The sequence below is a fragment of the Vibrio sp. 10N.286.48.B8 genome, from assembly GCF_003050085.1.
In the GTDB taxonomy this organism is placed as follows: Bacteria; Pseudomonadota; Gammaproteobacteria; order Enterobacterales; family Vibrionaceae; genus Vibrio; species Vibrio crassostreae.
The window spans coordinates 148,755-170,194 of sequence record NZ_PIGD01000008.1; the positions used below are offsets into that span (position 1 = coordinate 148,755).

15 protein-coding genes and 1 pseudogene are annotated in these 21,440 nt (G+C 42.8%); 11 read left to right on the plus strand and 5 right to left on the minus strand.

Annotated elements, in window-relative coordinates:
- Positions 1-31 precede the first annotated feature (31 nt).
- Positions 32-1,291, minus strand: a complete 1,260-nt coding sequence (locus CWO08_RS11680; protein ID WP_102433443.1) for an adenylosuccinate synthase — start codon at positions 1,289-1,291, stop codon at positions 32-34.
- 261 nt (positions 1,292-1,552) lie between these two features.
- Between CWO08_RS11680 and CWO08_RS11685 the strand changes: the two genes are divergently transcribed.
- From CWO08_RS11685 to CWO08_RS11720, 6 genes are all read left to right on the plus strand, one after another.
- Positions 1,553-2,425, plus strand: coding sequence for a LysR family transcriptional regulator (locus tag CWO08_RS11685; RefSeq protein WP_108020485.1), 873 nt, complete (start codon positions 1,553-1,555; stop codon positions 2,423-2,425).
- Positions 2,426-2,702: 277 nt separating this feature from the next.
- On the plus strand, positions 2,703-3,653 hold the full coding sequence (dmeF, locus tag CWO08_RS11690; RefSeq protein ID WP_108020486.1) for a CDF family Co(II)/Ni(II) efflux transporter DmeF: 951 nt from the start codon (positions 2,703-2,705) through the stop codon (positions 3,651-3,653).
- The gene (locus CWO08_RS11695) at positions 3,631-4,047 is read left to right on the plus strand and encodes a MarR family winged helix-turn-helix transcriptional regulator (RefSeq protein WP_102433445.1); all 417 of its coding nucleotides are present in this window, start codon (positions 3,631-3,633) and stop codon (positions 4,045-4,047) included. Before dmeF ends, CWO08_RS11695 begins: the two co-directional genes overlap by 23 nt.
- 618 nt (positions 4,048-4,665) lie before the next feature.
- Entirely contained in the window at positions 4,666-6,390 is a 1,725-nt protein-coding gene (locus CWO08_RS11710) for a methyl-accepting chemotaxis protein (RefSeq protein ID WP_108020503.1), read from the plus strand.
- A gap of 241 nt (positions 6,391-6,631) precedes the next feature.
- Positions 6,632-7,630: an acetyltransferase gene (locus CWO08_RS11715; RefSeq protein ID WP_102530358.1), complete on the plus strand. Its 999-nt coding sequence runs from the start codon at positions 6,632-6,634 to the stop codon at positions 7,628-7,630.
- A gap of 487 nt (positions 7,631-8,117) precedes the next feature.
- Positions 8,118-10,307, plus strand: coding sequence for an immunoglobulin-like domain-containing protein (locus CWO08_RS11720; RefSeq protein WP_108020487.1), 2,190 nt, complete (start codon positions 8,118-8,120; stop codon positions 10,305-10,307).
- Positions 10,308-10,554: 247 nt separating this feature from the next.
- Here CWO08_RS11720 and CWO08_RS11725 read toward each other — a convergent pair whose 3' ends face one another.
- A complete protein-coding gene (locus CWO08_RS11725) occupies positions 10,555-11,298 on the minus strand; it encodes a class I SAM-dependent methyltransferase (RefSeq protein WP_258185326.1) in 744 nt (247 codons plus the stop codon).
- A gap of 181 nt (positions 11,299-11,479) precedes the next feature.
- Positions 11,480-12,775: a sensor domain-containing diguanylate cyclase gene (locus tag CWO08_RS11730; protein WP_108020489.1), complete on the minus strand. Its 1,296-nt coding sequence runs from the start codon at positions 12,773-12,775 to the stop codon at positions 11,480-11,482.
- A gap of 261 nt (positions 12,776-13,036) precedes the next feature.
- Between CWO08_RS11730 and CWO08_RS11735 the strand changes: the two are divergent.
- A pseudogene (locus CWO08_RS11735) lies at positions 13,037-13,543 on the plus strand (GNAT family N-acetyltransferase).
- A gap of 308 nt (positions 13,544-13,851) precedes the next feature.
- Here the strand turns inward: CWO08_RS11735 and CWO08_RS11740 are convergent.
- The gene (locus tag CWO08_RS11740) at positions 13,852-15,570 is read right to left on the minus strand and encodes a S8 family peptidase (protein WP_108020490.1); all 1,719 of its coding nucleotides are present in this window, start codon (positions 15,568-15,570) and stop codon (positions 13,852-13,854) included.
- Positions 15,571-15,939: 369 nt separating this feature from the next.
- The gene (locus CWO08_RS11745) at positions 15,940-17,295 is read right to left on the minus strand and encodes a sphingomyelin phosphodiesterase (RefSeq protein WP_108020491.1); all 1,356 of its coding nucleotides are present in this window, start codon (positions 17,293-17,295) and stop codon (positions 15,940-15,942) included.
- A 186-nt stretch (positions 17,296-17,481) separates the two neighbouring features.
- On the opposite strand from CWO08_RS11745, the gene CWO08_RS11750 reads away from it, so the two are divergent.
- From CWO08_RS11750 to sbcD, 4 genes are all read left to right on the plus strand, one after another.
- Complete coding sequence (locus tag CWO08_RS11750) at positions 17,482-18,078, plus strand: LysE/ArgO family amino acid transporter (RefSeq protein WP_102479694.1); 597 nt, start codon at positions 17,482-17,484, stop codon at positions 18,076-18,078.
- A gap of 200 nt (positions 18,079-18,278) precedes the next feature.
- Positions 18,279-18,935: a glutathione S-transferase family protein gene (locus CWO08_RS11755; RefSeq protein WP_108020492.1), complete on the plus strand. Its 657-nt coding sequence runs from the start codon at positions 18,279-18,281 to the stop codon at positions 18,933-18,935.
- 484 nt (positions 18,936-19,419) lie between these two features.
- Positions 19,420-19,998, plus strand: a complete 579-nt coding sequence (locus CWO08_RS11760) for a porin family protein (RefSeq protein WP_108020504.1) — start codon at positions 19,420-19,422, stop codon at positions 19,996-19,998.
- Positions 19,999-20,185: 187 nt separating this feature from the next.
- A complete protein-coding gene (gene sbcD / locus CWO08_RS11765; RefSeq protein WP_108020493.1) occupies positions 20,186-21,439 on the plus strand; it encodes an exonuclease subunit SbcD in 1,254 nt (417 codons plus the stop codon).
- Position 21,440 lies beyond the last annotated feature (1 nt).

The following is a 21,440-nucleotide window of genomic DNA, read 5'->3' on the forward strand; positions in this document are numbered from 1 at the left end:
TTGATGTAGATGTAGATCGTAGCTTTCTAACCTAAGCTCGAATGATCATTTGCTCGCGTTCAGGACCTACCGATACCATCACGATTGGCACGCCCATCAACTCTTCGATGCGAGTTACGTAATCTTGTGCGGCTTGAGGAAGACTCTCAAACGTGCGGCAACCCGTGATGTCTTCGTCCCAGCCTGCCATATCTTCATAAACAGGCTTTAGCTCAGCCGTTTGCGGCCAAATTGGGTTCTCAGTATGTTCACCTGAGTATGCGGTACAGATCTTAAGTTCAGATAGACCAGACAGGCAATCGATCTTAGTCAGTGCGATTTCCGTTGCGGCTTGAAGGTCAACACCGTTGCGAGTTGCTACCGCGTCGAAGTAACCCATATCACGTGGGCGACCCGTCGTTGCACCATATTCGTTAGAGCTTTCGCGGAAGCTGTCTTGCTCTTCCATTGCGGTTACAAGCGTACCAGTACCAACAGACGAGCTGAAAGATTTAGCAACAGCAATAACACGCTCAGGGCGAAGGGCAGGTAAACCACTACCAATACCTGCATAAGCTGCGGTTACGTTCGAAGACGTCGTCCAAGGGTATTCACCGTAGACAAGGTCGCGACCTGCGCCTAACTGAGCTTCAAACAGTAGGTTCGCGTCTTGCGATTGCAGTGCTTTTAGCGGCTCAGTTACGTTGCAGATGAACGGGCGCCAAGCTTTAGTCACTTCAAGTAGCCATTCTGTCATTTCAGAAGCGCTCTGAGAGAAGTCACATTGAGGGTATAGCGCTTTAAGCTGAGGCATCTTCCAATCAAGCATGAATTGAATGCGCTGCTCTAAAATCTCAGGCTGATTCAGCCAACCCACAAGAATGCCTTTCTTCATCACACGGTCGCCGTATGCAGGTGCAATACCTTGACGTGTTGAACCGTAAGCGCCATCGCCTAAACGTTCTTCTTCAAGTGTATCTTCAAGAGCGTGCAAAGGCAGACACAGTGTCGCACGATCTGAAATCGCCATTTTTACTTTGATACCAGCCGCTTGTACTTCTGCAATTTCTTCAGTTAGCGCAGCAGGGCTGATCACCATGCCAGGACCAAGAACCGCTGTACAATCAGGATTAAAAATACCACTAGGAAGTTGGTGCAGTTTGAATGTACCGAAGTCATTTACCACAGTATGACCTGCATTATTTCCACCTTGAAAACGAATGCTAGCAGAAGCTTGGTCTGCTAAAAAATCGACGATGCGGCCTTTGCCTTCATCACCCCAGTTTGCGCCTACAACAACGATAGATGGCATAATTTTTCTCCTAACTGATTGAGAAATCATGTTAGGCCTACAAAGTGGATAAGAGAAATTAATTATCTTTATTATCTTGATAAGGATTCCATATATCCTTAAAGTCTTAATCTACCAATGCTCGTCATTCCAGAACCGAGGTATCTGGAATCTCAAACCACAAGCGAGATTCCTTACCATGTTCGTTCCTCACTGTAGGGAATGACGGATGGAGCATTCTTTACTTTTAGGGAATGATATAAGTGACACGAGAGAGAGGACATGATGCTCGATATTAATTTGTTGAAGACGTTTGTGACGCTTGCGGAGTACAAGCATTTTGGGAAAGCGGCCAATGTACTTCATATGACGCAACCCAACGTAAGTTTGCACCTAAAACAACTAGAACAACAAACACGTATAAAGTTGATTGAGAGAAGCCCATTTCAATTGACTCAAGCGGGTGAGCGACTATTGGAAACAAGTCAAAGAACGTTACTTGAACTGCAAATTTGTCAGGCCGATCTCAATGCCATTAACGACCTTAAAATCGGCACGTTAACCATTGCCGTGAGTGACATCATTTCTCGATTTTTGTTGATTCGCCCGTTCCAGAAGTTTAAAGCGCAGTATCCCGGTATTGATCTTACGCTATTGAATACCACGTCATCTCAAGCATCGAGTTTAGTTAAAAATGCTCAGGCGGATATTGGCTTTGTTATCGCCAAAGAACAGCACAACGAATCATTATATTTCACTAAGCTTCAAGAGCTTTCTTGGTGTGCACTTGGCGATGGGTTTGATATCCAAGATTCTGATGCAGAGCTCACTTTGATTCTACTAGGCCATGATACGAGAACACGTGACTTCATCGATGAAGGTTTACCAAGTTTAAACCTACCCAATCACAGAGTCATGGAAGTAGGGAGCGTAGACGCTCAAATCGATTGGGCAGAAGCCGGTTTTGGTGTGGCGATTGTCCCTGAATTTGCAATATCAACCAAGCAACATCTGAAATCAAAAGTCACACCATTGGCGAACTTTTCTAGTACGAGCCTTGGCTATATTGTGAGGCAGAATCAAGTCTTGTCGAAAGCGACCAAGCAGTTGTTAGGATGGGTGAATGATGAGATTAACCTGTTGCAAAACCAATAATTCCATCGCTAAGTCAGATCGATATAAGCCCACCTCGTGTGGGCTTTTTTGTGTCGGTAAATCACCGTTCTTGCTCAAAGCAATAGGCTACAGAAATAACTTAAATCTCTCATCATCCATTCCTTCTGTAAATCAGAGCCTTAAAATTCATCGTTGACAAAGTTTGATTATCAAACTAAATTCCAATCAATTGCTTTGATTGTCAAACTACTTGTCAATCAAAGTTCTCTTATTAAGAAAGATCGTCTAACTACTAACACAATCTAAGGACGCCATTTTGAGTTTTCCAACACGCCATCAACACAACTTCTCTTCACACAATCAACAAGGTGAAAAACGTACTTTCTATGTTCTCTTGTTAACTATCATCACAATGGTTGTCGAGATTATTGCAGGTACTATTTATGGTTCTATGGCGCTACTTGCTGATGGCTGGCACATGGGAACGCATGCAGCAGCGTTTGGTATTACCTTGTTCGCATACCGTTACGCCAAGAAGCATGCTGACAGTGAACGTTTCTCTTTCGGTACCGGCAAAGTGAGTGTGTTAGGCGGGTACACCAGCGCGATAGCGTTGGGTATTGTGGCGTTGTTGATGCTGGTGGAGTCAGTACATCGCTTGTTCAACCCGCAAGCTATTCAGTTTAACGAAGCGATTATTGTTGCGTGTATTGGTTTGACAGTGAATGTAGTGAGTATGTTTTTGCTAGGGGATCATCATCATGATCACGGACACTCTCATTCTGAACATAAGGGACACAGTCACGATAACCAACATGATGGGCATCATCACGATCACAACTTGCGTGCGGCCTACATGCACGTCTTGGCCGATACATTGACTTCTCTGTTGGCGATTGTTGCTCTACTATTTGGTAAGTTTTACGGTTGGAACTGGTTGGATGCCGCAATGGGTATGGTTGGTGCGGTTGTGATTGCCAAATGGACAATGAACCTCATGAAACAGACAAGTCCAATCTTACTCGATCAGAATATTGACGATGAGTACCGCAACGGCATAACTGAAGCCTTAGCTCCTTATGCCGCCGTAACCGACTTACACATGTGGAAGGTGAGCGGGCATCACTACTCAGCGGCGATTACTCTTGAATCAAACAGCGATAAAAGCGTCCCTGAATATAAACAAATGCTCGCCAAGTTTGATAAGATTAATCATCTTACTCTCGAAGTGCACTCAAACGGCCATGCAAAATATAGAACAGCTTAATCAAATACTGACTGAGTTCTACGATAAAATGTCTTCGTGGGAGCAATCCGTTGTCAAAGAAACGGGTTACTCCTTAGCACAAGTACATACCATCGAAGTGCTTGGTATGCATGGTGCGTTAAGAATGAAAGAATTGGCAGAAAAGCTTGGCATTACTACTGGCACACTTACTGTTCAAATTGAGAAGTTGGTTAAGGCAGAATTGATTGAACGCCATGAACACCCAACGGATCGTCGTGCGATTGTGGTGGCTTTGACCGATGAAGGTCAGAAGATCCATGTTCACCACAACCAACTTCACTTGAATTTGGTTAATGAGCTGACGCAAGACATCGAAGAAGACGAGAAAGCGGTGTTATTGAAGTGCCTAACCAAGATGGTGAAAGCGTTTTAGTCGGCCTTAAGTTCGCAGCATAACTTATTAGCCGCAAAGCGATTGATTAAGAAATCCAAAAATGGACCAGACTCGAATTGAGTAGGTCCATTTTTTTCGCCGTTTACGCTCAACGTTACAATCACCAATCGATGGGTTTCCCGTTTAAAAAAACAAGTCAAAACCTCTAATATTACTCTTCGCTCGTGCTCCTCTGGTGAGCCAAAAAATTGTCACTTCTAACCTCAAGGTCAATAATGGTACAAAGTGTTTTAATTCAAAGTCTTACATAGCAAGCCATTCAGGGCTTCACACTCCGTCAAATAGCTGTCTCTCACTTTTATCATTCAACTAATGTACATGTAATCGATTTGTGTTATTGATAAAATTAACTTTAGTTGGCTATTTCACTTGCTGTTTAAATGCAATTGAGAACGTCATCGCTAGTGGACTTAGAAGCCACAGTTTTAGACGCTCATTATCGATATAAAAACCATAACAATAACCAGATCGCACGAGTTGAATATCCATTCTTTGATGCGACTCATTTAGATACTCATAGTTAATTAGTAAAGACGAGCCATGTATATGAATATAAAGAAAAAGCTTTATTCGTTGGGGATGTTCTCCATCGTCGGTATGATTTCACTGCTGTTTACTACATCACAATTTGCAGACACCACCGCTCAAATGAGCGAAGCCAAACAACTCACAAAAGAACTTGAAGTACGACTGCTCAACCTTCGCCGTAACGAGAAAGATTTCTTACTGCGTAGCGATATGAAATACCTCGACAAGTTTGACGTAAACTACAACAAATTCTTAGCGTCTGAATCCGAACTAGATACAGTGCTCAGTGATTTAGGTTTAGCCAACAGCACACACCTACGTGAAGACATCGAAACTTACCACACCAGCTTTGTTAACTTAGTTAAAGCGAGCGAAGTCTATGGGCTAGCACGTGACAAAGGCCTGCTAGGCGAGTTTCACGTTTTACTCGATAACATCAGCGCGACAGCCAGTGCTGAACAAAAAATCGAACTTTACCTGTTCAATGACTTAATTGAAAAGGGTGAGTTCGATCCGAGTGTTCTTTCTATTACTTCTAACGCTGGAAGCTCAAGTGCTTTGATAGATGCTGCGCGTCAAGTGGTTGAACAGAAGCGAGTGATCGGTTTAAAACATAACGAAGGCCTGCTAGGTGAAGCCCGCTCTGGTTCACACGCTATCGAAAGTCAGTTTAAAGAATTCTCGGCGGTGCTGGACCAACAAACGCAGCAAGAGATGGACAAACTATCGCTGATCAACAACATCCTTTGCGTCACGTTGCTTGTGTCGATCATTCTGTTCAGCTGGTTAATTGTCCGTTCTATCATCGGTAAAATTGAGTCGCTGCTATCAGTGATTCGTAACATTGTTGACTCTAACGATGTGTCTATCCGTTCAACCGAAAATGGCAAAGATGAACTTGGTACACTAGGCGAGTACTTCAACCAACTGTTGGATCAACTTGAAGGCTTGATTGCGGCGTCTCAGTCAAAATCTCTGCAGCTAACTCAAAGCACATCTAACATGCATGATGAGCTTGAATCGGTGATTAAACAGTTCGAAGTTCAAGCTAATCATACCTCAACAATGACAACGTCAGTACAAGAGATGGTACTGACGATTGGTGAGATTTCTGAAAGCACATCGGTTGCTGCAGAAGGTGTTCATCAAGCAAAAGTGAATGCTGACAAGGGCCGCGAAGTGGTTGTCGCGACCATCGATAATATTACTCAGTTGTCTGAACGCCTTTCGAGCAGCCAAGATTCGATTAGTTCACTGAACCATCATGTTGATCAAATTGGCGATGCAGTAAACATCATCCAAGGCATTGCAGAACAAACCAACCTATTGGCATTGAACGCGGCGATTGAAGCGGCACGTGCGGGTGAACAAGGTCGTGGCTTCGCGGTGGTTGCAGATGAAGTACGAGCGCTGGCAAGCAGAACGCATCAATCAACGACTGAAATTACCAGTGTAGTCACGGCAATTCAGAGCCAAATGAATGCTTCGATGACCGAAATTGGTGAGTGCAATCAACAAGGTCAATTAACACTAAAAGATTCAGAAGAGCTTGATGCAAGCCTACAGCTGATCTTAAGTGACATGGAAAGTATTCAAGGCAACTCTGAACGTATTGCTTCTGCAATTGAAGAGCAGGGCGCAGTAATGGCGCAAGTAAGCGACTCAATCACTGAGCTGAACACTATCTCGAATGATAATAACGCTTCGGCGCAGCACTGTTTAGTCGAAGTGGATAAAGTCGCAGAGCAAGCAAACGATATGGACCAAGCGGTCGCGCAGTTTAAGACATCTTAGAATCAACCTAGTTGCATTAAAGAAGTGCAGCCAAACAACTCAAGCGAAAGGCGCGGATTATCTGCGCTTTTTTGTACCTAATGGACAGGCAAGTTCATGAACAGATAGAAATAAGAATAAGGCATTCCAAAATAGACTTAAGTATCTGTGATATATAAGTAAAATAATGACAGACTATCGAATGAACGAACGTACTGGCGCGTTTCTGACAAACGGTTAAATCTATAGGAAGAGGGATAACATGCACTACGACGTATTCAACGGAGACGCAGACGGCATAATCGCGTTGTTACAACTGCGATTAAGTGAGCCAAGAGAGACCGTACTCATTACTGGTGTAAAGCGTGATATTAAGTTGGTCTCTCAAGTTGTTACTCAAATTATGGAACCGGGTAAGCAAGGTGACGTTTCTTCCGTTACCGTTTTAGATGTATCGATGGAAAAAAACCTACCTGCATTACACTCACTGCTAGACGCCAACATCAATGTATTTTATTGCGACCATCATCGAACTGGGGAAATACCGGACTCTAGCCATTTGGATACTCTGATTGATACCGCGCCAGAGAGTTGCACGAGCTTACTGATTAACCAAAAGCTAAATGGTGCGTATGTGGCCTGGGCAATCGCGGCTGCCTTTGGTGATAATCTAAAAACTGTGGCCGTACAGCTAGCGAATGAAAGTGGATTCGATCAACCTCAAACAGAGTTCTTAGAAGAGTTAGGTATCTTGGTTAACTACAACGGATATGGCTCGTCATTGAGTGATTTACACTTCACACCCATTGAGCTCTACCAAACTCTTTACCAATACCCGAATCCGTTTGATCTTTTTGATGATAAAAACTCTGTGTTTTACCGACTACGCGCTGCTTATCAAAATGATCGCCAGCAGCTATCAAACCTTGTTCCTGTTTATGAAAGTGAAGTCGCACGTGTGTTTGAATTGCCTGGTGAGACTTGGGCAAGGCGCATCAGTGGTGTATTTGGTAATGAAATTGTTAATCAAGATCCAAACCGAGCGCAAGCAGTATTAACGAAAAACCAAGATGACGAATCTTATACCGTGAGTTTGCGAGCGCCGTTATCCAATAGGACGGGTGCTGACCAAATTTGCTCAAGCTTTACAACTGGTGGAGGACGCAAAGCAGCGGCTGGTATTAATCAACTTAATGAACTTGATAAGGTGAGTTTTATTTCACTATTGGACGCATATTATTCATCTGGTGCTGAGGGTTAACTGAAAAACTCCTGAGGTATACATCCAAAATTCCACAAATTTTCACTCCTATATTCCGTTATACGTGTGTATCTCTAGCACATGTATGACGATTATATCCAAGCTATTTTAGTGATGTCACTCGCAATGGTATCTGGTCTGAGGTCAGTGATTACGGCATGTTTGGGGTGATTTTTGCCGATTTAAAGTTCGTTTTTTCCTATTGGTTATTTTTTATGTTTTTGGTTAATTATCTTAGTGAATTAAGGTTGATTAAATATTTGCTCAATCAATGTATTTAGTTGAAAATAACAGATTTTAGCATTTCAATTTGAATGAAAAGTCAAAATCATATTGATTCTGATATTCAATCTGTGACTTAAAATCACAAGTTAAATCAAAGGTCATCTTTTCCTATAAATTCCATTACTTCTCTATAAATATTCATGATTAAAATGAATTGGTTCGGTTGTGATTGGCACAGCTGTTAAGTAAGGAAGTGGGACTAATGTTAAAACGTAAAGCTCTACAATTAGCAGTATCGGTCGGCATGGCGGCTATGTCTGGCGCTGTTTATGCGAATGGTTCAGATATGACGAATCCAGATTCAGGCGTCGTAGTTGGCTATTGGCATAACTGGTGTGACGGTGGCGGCTACCAAGGTGGTAATGCGCCGTGTGTGACGCTAGATGAAGTGAACCCAATGTACAACATCGTGAATGTGTCATTCATGAAGGTTTACGATGTGACAGATGGTCGAATCCCAACTTTTAAACTGGACCCAACGATTGGGCTTTCAGAAGAACAATTTATTGACCAAATCTCTGAACTCAACAAGCAAGGTCGCTCTGTACTTTTGGCTTTGGGTGGTGCTGATGCACACGTAGAGCTAGAAACCGGTGATCAAAGAGCCTTTGCTGATGAGATCATTCGTCTTACGGAACGTTATGGTTTTGACGGTCTAGATATCGACCTCGAGCAAGCGGCCGTCACCGCTGCAAATAACCAAACCGTGATTCCAGATGCGCTTAAGCTAGTGAAAGACCACTACCGCGCAGAAGGTAAAAACTTCCTTATTACTATGGCGCCTGAGTTCCCGTATCTAACGACAGGCGGTAAGTACGTTCCTTATATCGATAATCTAGAAGGCTACTACGACTGGATCAACCCACAATTCTACAACCAAGGTGGCGATGGTATCTGGGTTGAAGGTGTGGGTTGGATAGCACAAAATAACGATGCGTTAAAAGAAGAGTTCATCTACTACATCTCTGATTCTCTTATCAATGGAACGCGTGGTTTCCACAAGATCCCACATGACAAGCTCGTGTTCGGTATTCCTTCAAGTATCGATGCTGCAGCGACGGGTTTTGTGCAAGAGCCACAAGACTTATACGACGCGTTTGATAGCCTAACGGCGCAGGGGCAGCCTTTACGCGGCGTAATGACTTGGTCTATCAACTGGGATATGGGCACTAACAAAGCGGGTCAAGCATACAACGAACAATTCATTAAAGACTATGGTCCATTTGTTCACGGCCAAGTGACACCGCCACCAGTTGAAGGTGAGCCTGTATTGAAAGGTGTTGAGAATACGCGTGTTCTTCATGGCACTGCATTTGATCCAATGGAAGGCGTAACAGCAACAGATAAAGAAGATGGTGATTTAACTTCATCGATCGATGTTGAAGGTTATGTCGAAACCAGTGTTATAGGTACTTATGTACTGACTTACCGTGTGAAAGACAGTGACAACAATGAGACAACCAAGGCTAGAACGGTAGAAGTTTACAGCCAAAAACCTGTTTTCGATGGCGTGTCGGATACTACTATCGTACTCGGTAACCCATTCGACCCAATGGCGGGTGTTACAGCAAATGATGCTGAAGACGGTGACCTAACAAGTTCAATTACACACACTGGTAGTGTCGATGTGAATGAGATAGGTAACTACACGCTTGTGTATAGCGTAACAGATAGCGCGAACCAAACTGTAACCGCTGACCGTAAAGTGTCTGTGACGGATGGTTCTAACTGTGCTGCTGCATGGGATGCCGACACCGTTTATGTTGAAGGTGACCAAGTATCGCATGATGGAGCAACGTGGGTTGCAGGTTGGTATACTCGTGGCGAGGAGCCGGGAACGACAGGTGAGTGGGGCGTTTGGAGAAAAGCGTCAGACAGTTCATGTGGCGGCAACCCTGATCCAGGTGGTGATTTAGAGCTAAATGTATCTGGTCTTCAGTCGGAATACATTCTAGATAATGGCAATGTACGTTTACAGTTCACACTAGCGTCAAACGAAGCGCTTGATGTCACCGCAACGGTGAGCAATAGCTCGGATACTGTTGTTGAACAGACTAACGTGAATCTAACTGATAGCCGCACGATTACTATGGAGCTGAGTGATGTTGCAGAAGGTCAGTACCAGCTTGAAGTGGTTGGTACTGCGACAGACGGTGAAATGGTGATGGTCGATAATTCATTCGCTATCAAAGAAGAGGGCGGTACAACGCCACCTCCAGGTGATTACCCTCCGTACGAAGCAGGAACGAACTATAAAGCGGGCGACATCGTGGTAGGCACTGACGATGGTCTATACGAATGTAAGCCTTGGCCATACACGGCTTGGTGTGCAAGCGCGTCTTATGCTCCTGGTGACAGCCAGTACTGGCAGGACGCTTGGACAAAGCTTTAGTCTTATAGTTTAACGCTAGCAATATAAAGTAGACGATCAAAGAGAGGCCATTGTGCCTCTCTTTTTTATGTTTAAACATTTCTGATTTAGAACTTTGATAACCGTCTTGATCTCAAACTCGGTACTTTATATCACCTTAGATAACACTATGACGCAATGTGATATTGGATACGCGATAAAAATAAAGGCAAATATGGGTTCTTTGTTGATCTATGTGTATAGACTAATTTGCTGCGTATCGACTTCTCTAGATTTTCACACACGTGATCAGCGCATTGCCGGACTGAGTATCCCAAGGAATCAGCTTGTCGTAATCGTGCTCGAAGATATTAACCTCAAAGTATGGCTTCAATATCTCGATTAACTCCTTAAACGAGAATGCCACCATCGGGTGTTCATCATTCCAAACTTGAGTTTCACCTGCAGTCGTTTTTTCGATACTAAGCATTAGCGCTTGCTTATCACCCTCACCAGAGTAATACCAACCCGATCGGAAGGTAAAATCATCTTGTTCTTGGTTTGTGGTGTGTCGAACAAACAGATCATTGCTGATCTTATCTTTATCGACAACGTTAAAGCAGAAAACACCGCCTTGTTTTAGCGCTTTGTGAACGTTAGCAATGCACTCTTTTAACTTCTCGATGCCATCGTTGTAGTGGATCGAATACAAGAAACAAGTAATAAGGTCGAACGGCTCAGAGACTTCAAAATTACTCATGTTCTGCACAGAAAAGCTAGCTTCAGGGCAGCGTAGTTGAGCGATATCTAACATGGGTTGGTTTAAGTCAAGCCCGTTACTTTGATAACCATAATCAATAAAGTGACGAACGTGTGGGCCAGTACCACAACCGAGGTCTAGGTGAGTTTTTCCTTCATTTCCAAAAATCTGATGTAGCCTACGAACGCAGTGACTTTGCGCTTGGTAGTCAATATCAACACACATTAAATCATAGTAACCCGATAGGTCGGTATAGAGCGCGTTGGCGGACATGTTTGCCTGCAGCATTTGCTGAAAAAATTGGGGTGGCGCATCATATACCGAAATGTGGAATTCGCAATAAAATATTCAACATGCTCATGCACTTTAATTCCAACTTTGTTACTAACTAAACACTGATGATTCACTGTTAGGAGTATGGAAAAATATCATCAAAGCGAGATAGCTTCAGCCGTTACGAACACGCTTCGATACAAACCGATTCATAATTTACTGAAACTTGGTTTTTACCGTTTGCTTTTGCTCTATAAAGTGCGTCATCGGTGACTTTAATGAGAGTATTGACTGAGTTCGAGGAATGACAAATACATCGACTGGTCATTCCAATACTGACACTGGACCTAAACGGACGGCGATTAGCACCAATAAAAATATGTTGATTAAATGCATGACAAATACGTTCACCAATGATTTGGGTATACGCAGGTTTCGCATTCGGAATGAACACAATAAACTCTTCACCGCCCCAGCGTCCCACTACGCCATGGAGTAATTCAACGTGAGTTTTTATAGTGTCAGCTAAGTGCTTAATGACAGTGTCACCAACGGTGTGACCAAACTGATCGTTTATCAACTTAAAGTCATCAATGTCAATCAACATACAAGATATTTCGACTCTCTTATTCATTGGCTTCTTTATCCAATCATAAATCGCCCGACGATTGAGTGCCTGCGTTAAGTCGTCATGCATAGCACGATGCAGTAATTCTTTTTCCAACAATACTTTATCTGTCACTTCTTCAAGAATGACTTGAATGGCGTCTTCACCTTCCCAGTTAATCACGTTGTCATAGAGATTGAAGTATTTGTAGGAGTCATCAAAGCAATGGTTGGTAACCACGGAACTGAAGTTGGGTGTGTTGCCATTGAGAATGCTCTCGTAACGTCTGATTGCAATTGGTCGCTCTGCTTCAGGAATGATTGAAATGATTGAATCCATCGCAAGCACTTGCTCAATAGATTTGGCACCTTGTTGTTCAACCCAAGCTTGGTTAACCATCAAAGGTTTGAAGTTTCTATGAATCAAAATGCCTTGCTTCGATGTACTGAGTAGCTTTCTATACATACGATCGGTTTCGTGGCGTTGACGTTGCGCTTCTACCACAGAGGTGATGTCAATGATGTTCACTTTAAGAGCGGGCTTGTTATTCAATTCAACAATGTGCGATAAGCAAAATATGGAGATATTACGGCCATGAGCGGGAATGTCTGTGTACAATTTTCCTTTCTTAAGCTTGCCTTTTATTGCTTCTAGATAGCGTTGCTTGGCTAGATTTTGGTAACTATCAGGTACCAAGGCATATACAAAATCAACATTGCGTAATAACTCACCACGGTTTTTATAACCAAAGATTTGAGCGATCTCGTTGTCGACATCAACAACTCGATGATCTTGAAGTGTCATACACCCTTGTGCTGAGTCGAAGTTTTGACAGGCCAAAGTGGTGGTTAAATCTAGTTGAATACTCATATCTACCGGATTACTTATTCGTTAACTGAAATAGGTTTTTCTCACTCGATGTAGCGACCCCAAGGTCTTTGCGGAGCTCTTTTATGACGAGACTAGATTGGAAAATTATGGTATCTAGGTAAACTAAGTGTGACATTTAAAATTTTATGATAAATCAGTAATTTTACTGGTTTTAATCCAGTTCTTGAAAAGGAAACAATTCAGGAAAGTAGATCAGTAATTAAAGCTAAATAAGCGAGCTAAACAAGGAAAGTTAAGACAATGGAATCAGCACCAAACGCAAAGGACTCTGTGGAAATCGGTACTTCAATAATCATCAAGCTTGATGACTTATCGGGTGGGGAAGTAATAGGCTAACTAGAAGAGCATCTCGCTGATATGTACGCAACATCACCACCCGAAAGTGTTCATGCTCTGGATCTGGATGGGCTCAAGTCGCCAGAGATTACCTTTTTTAGTGCTTGGAAAGACAGTCAATTGCTTGGGTGTGTTGCGATTAAAGAGTTAAATACCCAACACGCTGAACTCAAATCGATGAGAACCTCACAGTTTGCTCGAAAGTCAGGTGTTGCTAGCCAACTTTTACAACATGTATTGGATACCGCAGCCATTCGCAAGTATCAGACAATCAGTTTAGAGACAGGTTCAGAAGACTACTTTAAGGCAGCGCGTAACCTGTATGAAAAGTTTGGCTTTGGATACTGTGAACCATTTGCAGATTATATATTGGACCCGCACAGCCAGTTTATGAGTATCGAATTGTGTTAGAAGTGACTACATCGCAAAGAGATATTCCCTATCACGTTCGTTCCTCACTGTAGGGAATGACGGAGGGGGTGTACCTCGCTTTAGAGAGTGACGGGGTTGTAGCTTCTGTAGTCAGAAATGACGAATACAATATTTACGCTATTTCCTCTCGTCATTCCAGAACTGGGGTGACTTGATTCCCCAGCGTCATTCCAGAACCGAGGGACGAGGTATGTGGAATCTCTAACCGCAAAGAGACATTCCCTATCACGCTCGTACCTCGCTTTAGGGAATGACGATTATCTGGTCAATGACCAATGGCTAAAACGTTAGCGATTTTCTAGCTCTGCGAAAATAGCTTCAGCATCCACAATACTTCCTGAGATAGAAAGTGTGTTGAACGGAACCAAATCTTCAGGGCTAGAAGGCTTTTTAACTAACAGCTCTGGGTAGACTTTCGATTCGCCCATCAACATTGCCTTAAGCTCTTTGACGGATAGGTCAGGGTAGCGAGACCAAACTAATGCCGCGACGCCGGACACGACAGGTGCAGCCATACTTGTGCCACTTTTCGAACCGTAGGTGTTTCCCGGAGTGGTTGATAAAATGCGGTACCCAGGTGCAAACACATCAACTGATTTCTGGCCGAAGTTACTAAAGCTCGCCACTAACGTTTCGTCGGCATATTTTGCTGATGCACCCACATCTAACCATGTTGAAATAGGCTTTGAACGGTAGTGCTTCGCGTAGCGGTTTGGAAAGCTTGGTTTGATGTCGTTATCGTTACGGCTGTTCCCCGCAGAGTGAACGATCAAAACGCCTTTACGAGCCGCGTAACGGAATGCGTGGTCGACGATGTATTTACGTGGCGAGTAGCTTTTACCAAAGCTCATGTTAATGATCTTCGCGCCATTATCGACGGCGTAACGCACTGCATTGGCAATGTCCTTGTCCCGCTCATCGCCATTTGGCACCATACGTACCGCCATGATTTGAGCATGATCTGCCACACCATCAATACCCACTGAGTTGTTACGCTCTGCAGCGATGATTCCAGCAACGTGTGTACCGTGCGAACCAACAGGGCCTTTCACATCGTTGTTGCCGTAGCCTTTTTCCCAAGGGTTCGAGATGTCATCCCAAACAATATCGCCACGCGTGTCGAGCTCTAAGTTAAGATGGAAATCCAGAGAGTCTTGGTAACGGCTACGACGTGATTCCAGATATTCAAATGAATACCATGAATCAAACACACTCAAAAGCCCTTCAGCTGCAGTAACGACGCTAGCATTCTCACTATCTAACAGTGTTTTCAGACCGTTAGTAGAAAAGTCTTTTTGATCGACGAACTGAAGAATCTGTTCTTTGAACTCATTGGCTTGGTCAGTTGCTGTCGTTACACGATTCAACGCATCTTGGTCATCTTTTAGAGACGACAAGTAATCGGATTCAACATCTTGATAATACTCACGCTTCTTACGCGGAATCCAATGTCCGTTCTCTTTTAACTCAAGGTACTTTTTGTATTCTCTAGTGACTTCTAGTGTGTCTTGGTCAACGTTAATGCCTAACGAGTTACCCAAAAAGTTCCAGCCGTGGACATCGTCAATGTAACCATTGCCATCATCGTCAATCCCGTTGTCTGGGATCTCGTCTTCATTGGTCCAAAGTTTGTTTTTGAGATCTTCGTGTTCAACGTCGACACCTGAATCAAGAACGGCAACGATGACTGGTTGTGGTTGAAGAGGGGGCATCAAGTAGTCATATACCACATCAGAACCCACACCCTGAATTCTTGTGTAGCTTGCCGTTAAGTTAAACCAATCACCGCGCTGTTCATCAGCGTTGCTCATCATTCTCATTGAGAAAAATGAAGGTAGAATAGTTTCTCGCGAGTAATCCTCAACAATTGTCCCTTTTACATCTTGGATGAAAGGTGAGTTGGCAGGTTGTGGCTCTGGGCTACTCTCATTAAGAGCCGAGGCAGATACTTGAGCCGAAGCCATAATAGCTAAAGAAAGCGTGGTAAGTCTGTGTCCGTGATTCATCTGTGTTGCATCCTTATCATTGTGAGACTGAATAGTTGTGCGACTAGAACTGACTCCTTAGCGAAGCTTTATGAAAGCACGCAGTCAGTTCGTGAGAGGGAAATGCCCGCTCAAAAGCAATCAAAAGATAATATGCAATCAGACTTGTATCATTCATTTGATCAATGAAATGGTAGGAAGGTCTCACTGTGATCGATTTTAAAGTCTCAAAGTTTGAGCTAAATTCTATTAATAAAACCAATATTTATAAAATTAAGAATTGGGATTAAAGGTGTTTAGAATCAATTGATTAGTATGTTAATTGCAGGGGGTGGTTTTGGCTCTCACTCAGCTATTGAAGTGCTTTTGAAAGAGCCAAGATCAAGGAGCTTAGTCGTCGTGAGAGCTAAATTCAAAGTTTCCGTTGACGGCAAAATGGTCTGAAAGGTGCCAACTTCCCCAAGTGTCAGAGCTCAACCTTTGATGAAGCTTGACCGTATTAGTATTACTTGTTGCTCGTCTATGCACTCTGCTAACAAAAACGTAATCCAGATACTCTACATCAGCGCCACCTGAATACTTATAAGCGGCATACGGGTTAATCGTCGGGTCAAAGGTTGCATTGGTGTAGCCTCTGAATTCTGGAGGATCAACATCCAACGTAGCTAGCATTAGAAGGTATTCCACGAAGTCGCTATTTTTATCGATATTGAAGTCTCCAGCATAGATAACCGCTTCGTTGGAAGGTATGCCTTTAGTCAGCATAAAGGTTCGCATCAGCCCTAGCTGTAAGCGTCTTAGTCTTTTGGCCGCAGGCGTATTGAATGATGCTAGGTGCGTGTTGAATATATGGTATATCTGACCATCTTTGTCGATTTTTGTGTAGACGACGCCTTTATCTGCGTAACAATCAGTCCCGGAGCAGTGTTCAAAAACTATACTGTCGGTTTCAATAATTGGATAGCGACTAAAAGTGACCACGCCTCCGTCGTACATCGCACTAGTGCCACCTCCTACTACCTCTGTTCTAAATGCATATTCCTCTGCTAGAGCGTTGAATAGGATCTCTCGGTCTGAAGAAAAAGCTTCTTGAAGTGTGAGTACGTCATATCCGGAGAGAGTTTGGTCCAAGACACTTGCACGACTTGTAATGTTTGATGATACGCCGGGGAGCATCCATAGGTTATATGACCCAACGTTCAAGGTATTTGGGTCTTGATCAAAATCATTGATCGTATGTTCTGAGACTACAAATTCAACGTCGTCGAAACCTGACGTGTATATAGCCTTAACACCGAACTCAGAGTGATATCCATCTTGGTTATAACGATGAAGAATATATGGGTTGTAGTCGGTCATCATCCCTTGATCTTTATACCCATAAGACAGCGTTGTACCTGAACTATGACCAACCAACTTAAGTTGAGCAACGGGTTCTTGCGGTTTGGCTTCCCATGTTCCCTCATCAGTCAATCGTGATATTGTCAGAAAGTAATCATATGTAGCGCCATTCACAATCCCATAATATCGATTAAAATCAGCCACTTTAGCTTTTTGATAGGGCCAAATTACTAAGTCATTTCCTGTTAACCTGTATTGGTAACCATTACTGACAGGCGCACTGGAGTCTACTGAAAAGTTTATCAATATGGGTTTGTCAGTGCGGTTTATATAGTAAAGTGATGTTGCGAGTGCTTGGCTGGCTATTGCCCAAATTATCAGTGTTGAACACAGCTTTTTAATCATGTTTCTTCCTTTGATTACATTCCTAAAATCGAAAACAGAAAGTAGCCCTGGTATGCATTCAGTTGCAAATTAAAGATTTTGGTTTTGTGCTGTGTAACGCTAATGTGATCATATTGTAAATTTTATGAAAAATTACTCTGTTTTATAGTAACTTATGATTATTCTAACCGATTCGAAGTACATTCTATGACGACTTATTTTGCTGGTTTCTCCCTTGGGCTTTCGCTAATCCTTGCGATTGGTTCTCAAAATGCGTTTGTTTTAAAGCAAGGTCTAAAGAATCAACACGTATTGGCAGTTTGCGCTGTATGTGCAATTTCTGATGTCTTACTCATTAGTTTTGGTGTAACAGGCTTCGGCGCAATCGTTAAGCAATTCCCACAAATTGAGCAGTTCGCCCGTTATGGTGGGGCTATCTTTTTGGGTGTCTATTCATTCTTAAGCTTCCGTTCAGCATTCACTGAAAATCACGCCTTAGAAGCCACTGCTGAAACCAAAGACTCATTAACTAAAGCGATGGCGATGTGTTTGGCGTTCACTTGGCTTAATCCGCATGTGTATTTGGATACTGTGGTATTGCTGGGTTCTATCTCAACTCAATATCAACCTAATCAAATGTTGTTTGGTGCTGGTGCCGTATCGGCGTCGTTTGTGTTCTTCTTTTCACTTGGATATGGCGCACGCTTCTTGGCTCCAATGTTTAAGAACCCGAGAGCGTGGAAGGTGTTGGAATTTGTCGTTGGCGTGATCATGGCGTCTATTGCATTATCTTTGATCGTCTAGCTGCGCGTAATTAGGCATTCAAACATATGGTCTAAAGCTCCTACCTAGAGTTACTAATTAAAGTTCCTATCTAAAGTGACTGTCTTTAGTTATCTCCGCATTTAATTATTTCCAAAAAAATAGAATTATTTTTCGTCTTTCGGTTTTGGCGTTCGTCTTAGGGGTACAAATACAAATTAATGACCTAATTCGAGTAAACCATGATTAAACTTGTTAGCTTTAAAAACTGCCCATTCGTTCAACGTGTAATGGGTGCTTTGGTAATGAAAAATGTCCCATTTGAAATTGAATACATTGAGCTAAACAATAAACCTCAATGGTTCCTAGATATTTCGCCAAACGGACAAGTGCCAGTATTGATTACAGAAAATGACACGGTTCTTTTTGAGTCAGATGCAATTGTCGAATACCTGGACGATAAATACGCGCCGATAGAAGAGGTGTCTGCCGAGCAAAAAGCATTAGATCGTGCTTGGTCTTATCAGGCGAGTAAACATTACATGCCACAATGCGGCACAATGGGAAGTAAAGACAAAGAGACTTTTGAAACACGTTTAGCGAACCTTCAAAAAGCCTTCCTAAAAGCCGAAAACAAGTTAGGCAATACAGAATTATTTAAAGGGGATTATATATCTAATGTCGACATTGCTTGGCTACCACTGTTGCACCGCGCGTCAGTAATTAATGAGGGGTCAGGCTTTGATATGCTCGAAGGATTCCCTAAAGTGCAAGCGTGGCAGGCCGCTTTGATTAAGTCGGGCTTAACGGAGAAAACGGTACCTCAAGACTTTGTGGAGAAGTTTAGTGGTTTCTATTTAACGAATACTTATTTGGCAAGCCTTACTGAAGCTCATTAATATTATATTCATTATTTTAAATATAATTTAACAGGATCTCATTCTGAATGGTTAGAAAGGATAAAATAAAGCTCACTCTATTAATCAATAGTGTGAGCTTTTTGTTTTCTAGGAAGGGGAGAGTTAAGTAATAGCTAGAATATATAAGCCACTCTATATGACTGAATATGTGATTAAATTACTGATTTAAAAGACCTTTTTAATGATAGGTGCAATGTGGATATTGTAACTCTTAGTTGTTTTTTTGCTTTTGCTCTATTTTGTCTCATAAATAAGACTGTATAAGATTCGCTAATTATTCGCTTGGTGAATGAAAGTTGTCGTGATAATTTCCCAATCACTTCGTAAATGAACAGTGTTTTATTGTTTGTTAGGAGTCGCTTGAATAATTTATTTAAACAGTATCGCAACCGTTGGAATAGTGTCGGAAACCTATTAATAGTTGATGAACGGTGCTGTGGGACAAACTAAAAAGGGTATTTTCATGCTTAAATCAACATTTCTATTGAGTCTAGTTGGCTTGGTTTCACTTCCTACATTTGCTGCTGGTGTTGAGGGTGGTCCATACATTGGCGCAGGCCTTGGTGTGTATCAAGACTTAGATACTGATGGCGGAGGCAATTTAGATGCTGAAAGCATGGGGTACAGCCTTTATGGTGGTTACCAATTTAACCGCATCGTTGGTATCGAACTTGGTTACACGGATTACGCCGATTACGAAAAATTTGGTACTAAACTCCTTTCACCAACGTCTTTGTCTGTTGCAGCAAATGTGGGCTACACGTTTGACAACTCAATCCGTCCATTTGTATTGGCAGGCTTAAGCTACGTTGATCTAAATTCAAGCAACGGTGCTTTCTATGGCGACGATTCAGGTGCAGGTTTCCGCTTCGGCGTTGGTGTGGAATACACCCCAGTAGAAAACTTAACACTTCGCCTGATTTCTCAAGCGGATGCAGTAAACATTGAAAACTACGCATACATCAATGGGAACAAAATACGTCTAAGCAGTCGAGACGTGGCATTTAGCACAGTAACACTGGGTGCTTCTTACAATTTCTAAGGCGTGTTGAGCCCCGAAACTGCGTATCGTTGATACGAAAGCCGCTCTGATTATGAGCGGCTTTTTTGTAGCTATAACTTATGAGACGTTCAAGCGTAAAATTAGTTGGTTTTCACAAGCTTATAAAAGGGAATTATGTCGACTATTTTGGTAGATTAAAGGCATTACATACTTCTAGTGAGCAGCAATGAAGATTCTTCACACGTCCGATTGGCACCTTGGCCAAAACTTCTACAATAAAAGCCGTAAGAATGAACATGAACGGTTTTTACAATGGTTACTTGAGCAAGTTACAGAGCACGACATCGACGCGATCATTGTTGCTGGCGATATTTTCGATACCAGTACACCGCCGAGTTACGCTCGTGAGATGTATAACAAGTTTGTGGTCGATTCGAACAAGATCGGCTGCCAGTTGGTGTTATTGGGTGGAAATCATGACTCAGTCTCTGTGCTGAAAGAGACACAGCAATTATTGAAGTACATGGGTGCAGACGTGATTCCTAATACCAATGAAGATCATGCGACTCAGGTTGTTGAACTCAAAGGCAAGAATGGCGATGTAGAAGCGCTGGTTTGTGCTATTCCTTTTATTCGCCCTCGCGATGTGTTGACCAGCCAGGCGGGTGTCACTGGTGTTGCGCGTCAGAAGCAACTTGGCGATGCAATCAAACAGCACTACCAAAGTGTTTATGATGCCGCTGTAGAAAAACGCGCAACGTTTAAAAATAGCGAACACATGCCGATTATCGCCACCGGTCACTTAACGGCGATGGGGGTTCAACAATCGGATTCGGTACGCGACATCTATGTCGGCAACCTTGATGGTTTTGCCGCTGATGGCTTCCCAGACGCAGACTATATTGCACTTGGTCATATCCACCGCCCACAAGTGGTAGCAAAGCGCGAATACATTCGTTACTGCGGCTCTCCAATCCCACTAAGTTTCGATGAGCTTAAATCTCAGAAGCAAGTATGTGTGGTTGAGTTTGTAGAAGGCGTGCGCACCATTTCTCAACTAGCTGTTCCAACATTCCAACCGCTTGCTGAAATCAAAGGCGACTTGAGCGAAATTGAATCACAACTGAACCAATACATTGGCTTAGATGGGGAACTGAGCGTTTGGTTGTCGATTGAAGTGCAAGCGCAAGATTACCTTTCAGATCTCCAAGAACGTATGCGAACACTAACCGAAGGTTTGAATGTGGAAGTACTTCAATTACGCCGAGCAAGAGAGCGTCGTAATCAAGCATTAGAGCAAGAGTCGGCAGAAACCTTATCTGAACTGAGCCCGATGGACGTGTTTAGCAAGCGTATTGCCTTAGAAGAGTTTGAAACCGATTCTGAAAAAGCGCGCTTAGAGCGAATGACGATGAAGTTTAAACAAGTGATGGTTGAAGTGTCTGAGAGCGCTCAAGCGCCAAATAAAGTAGAAGAGTAAC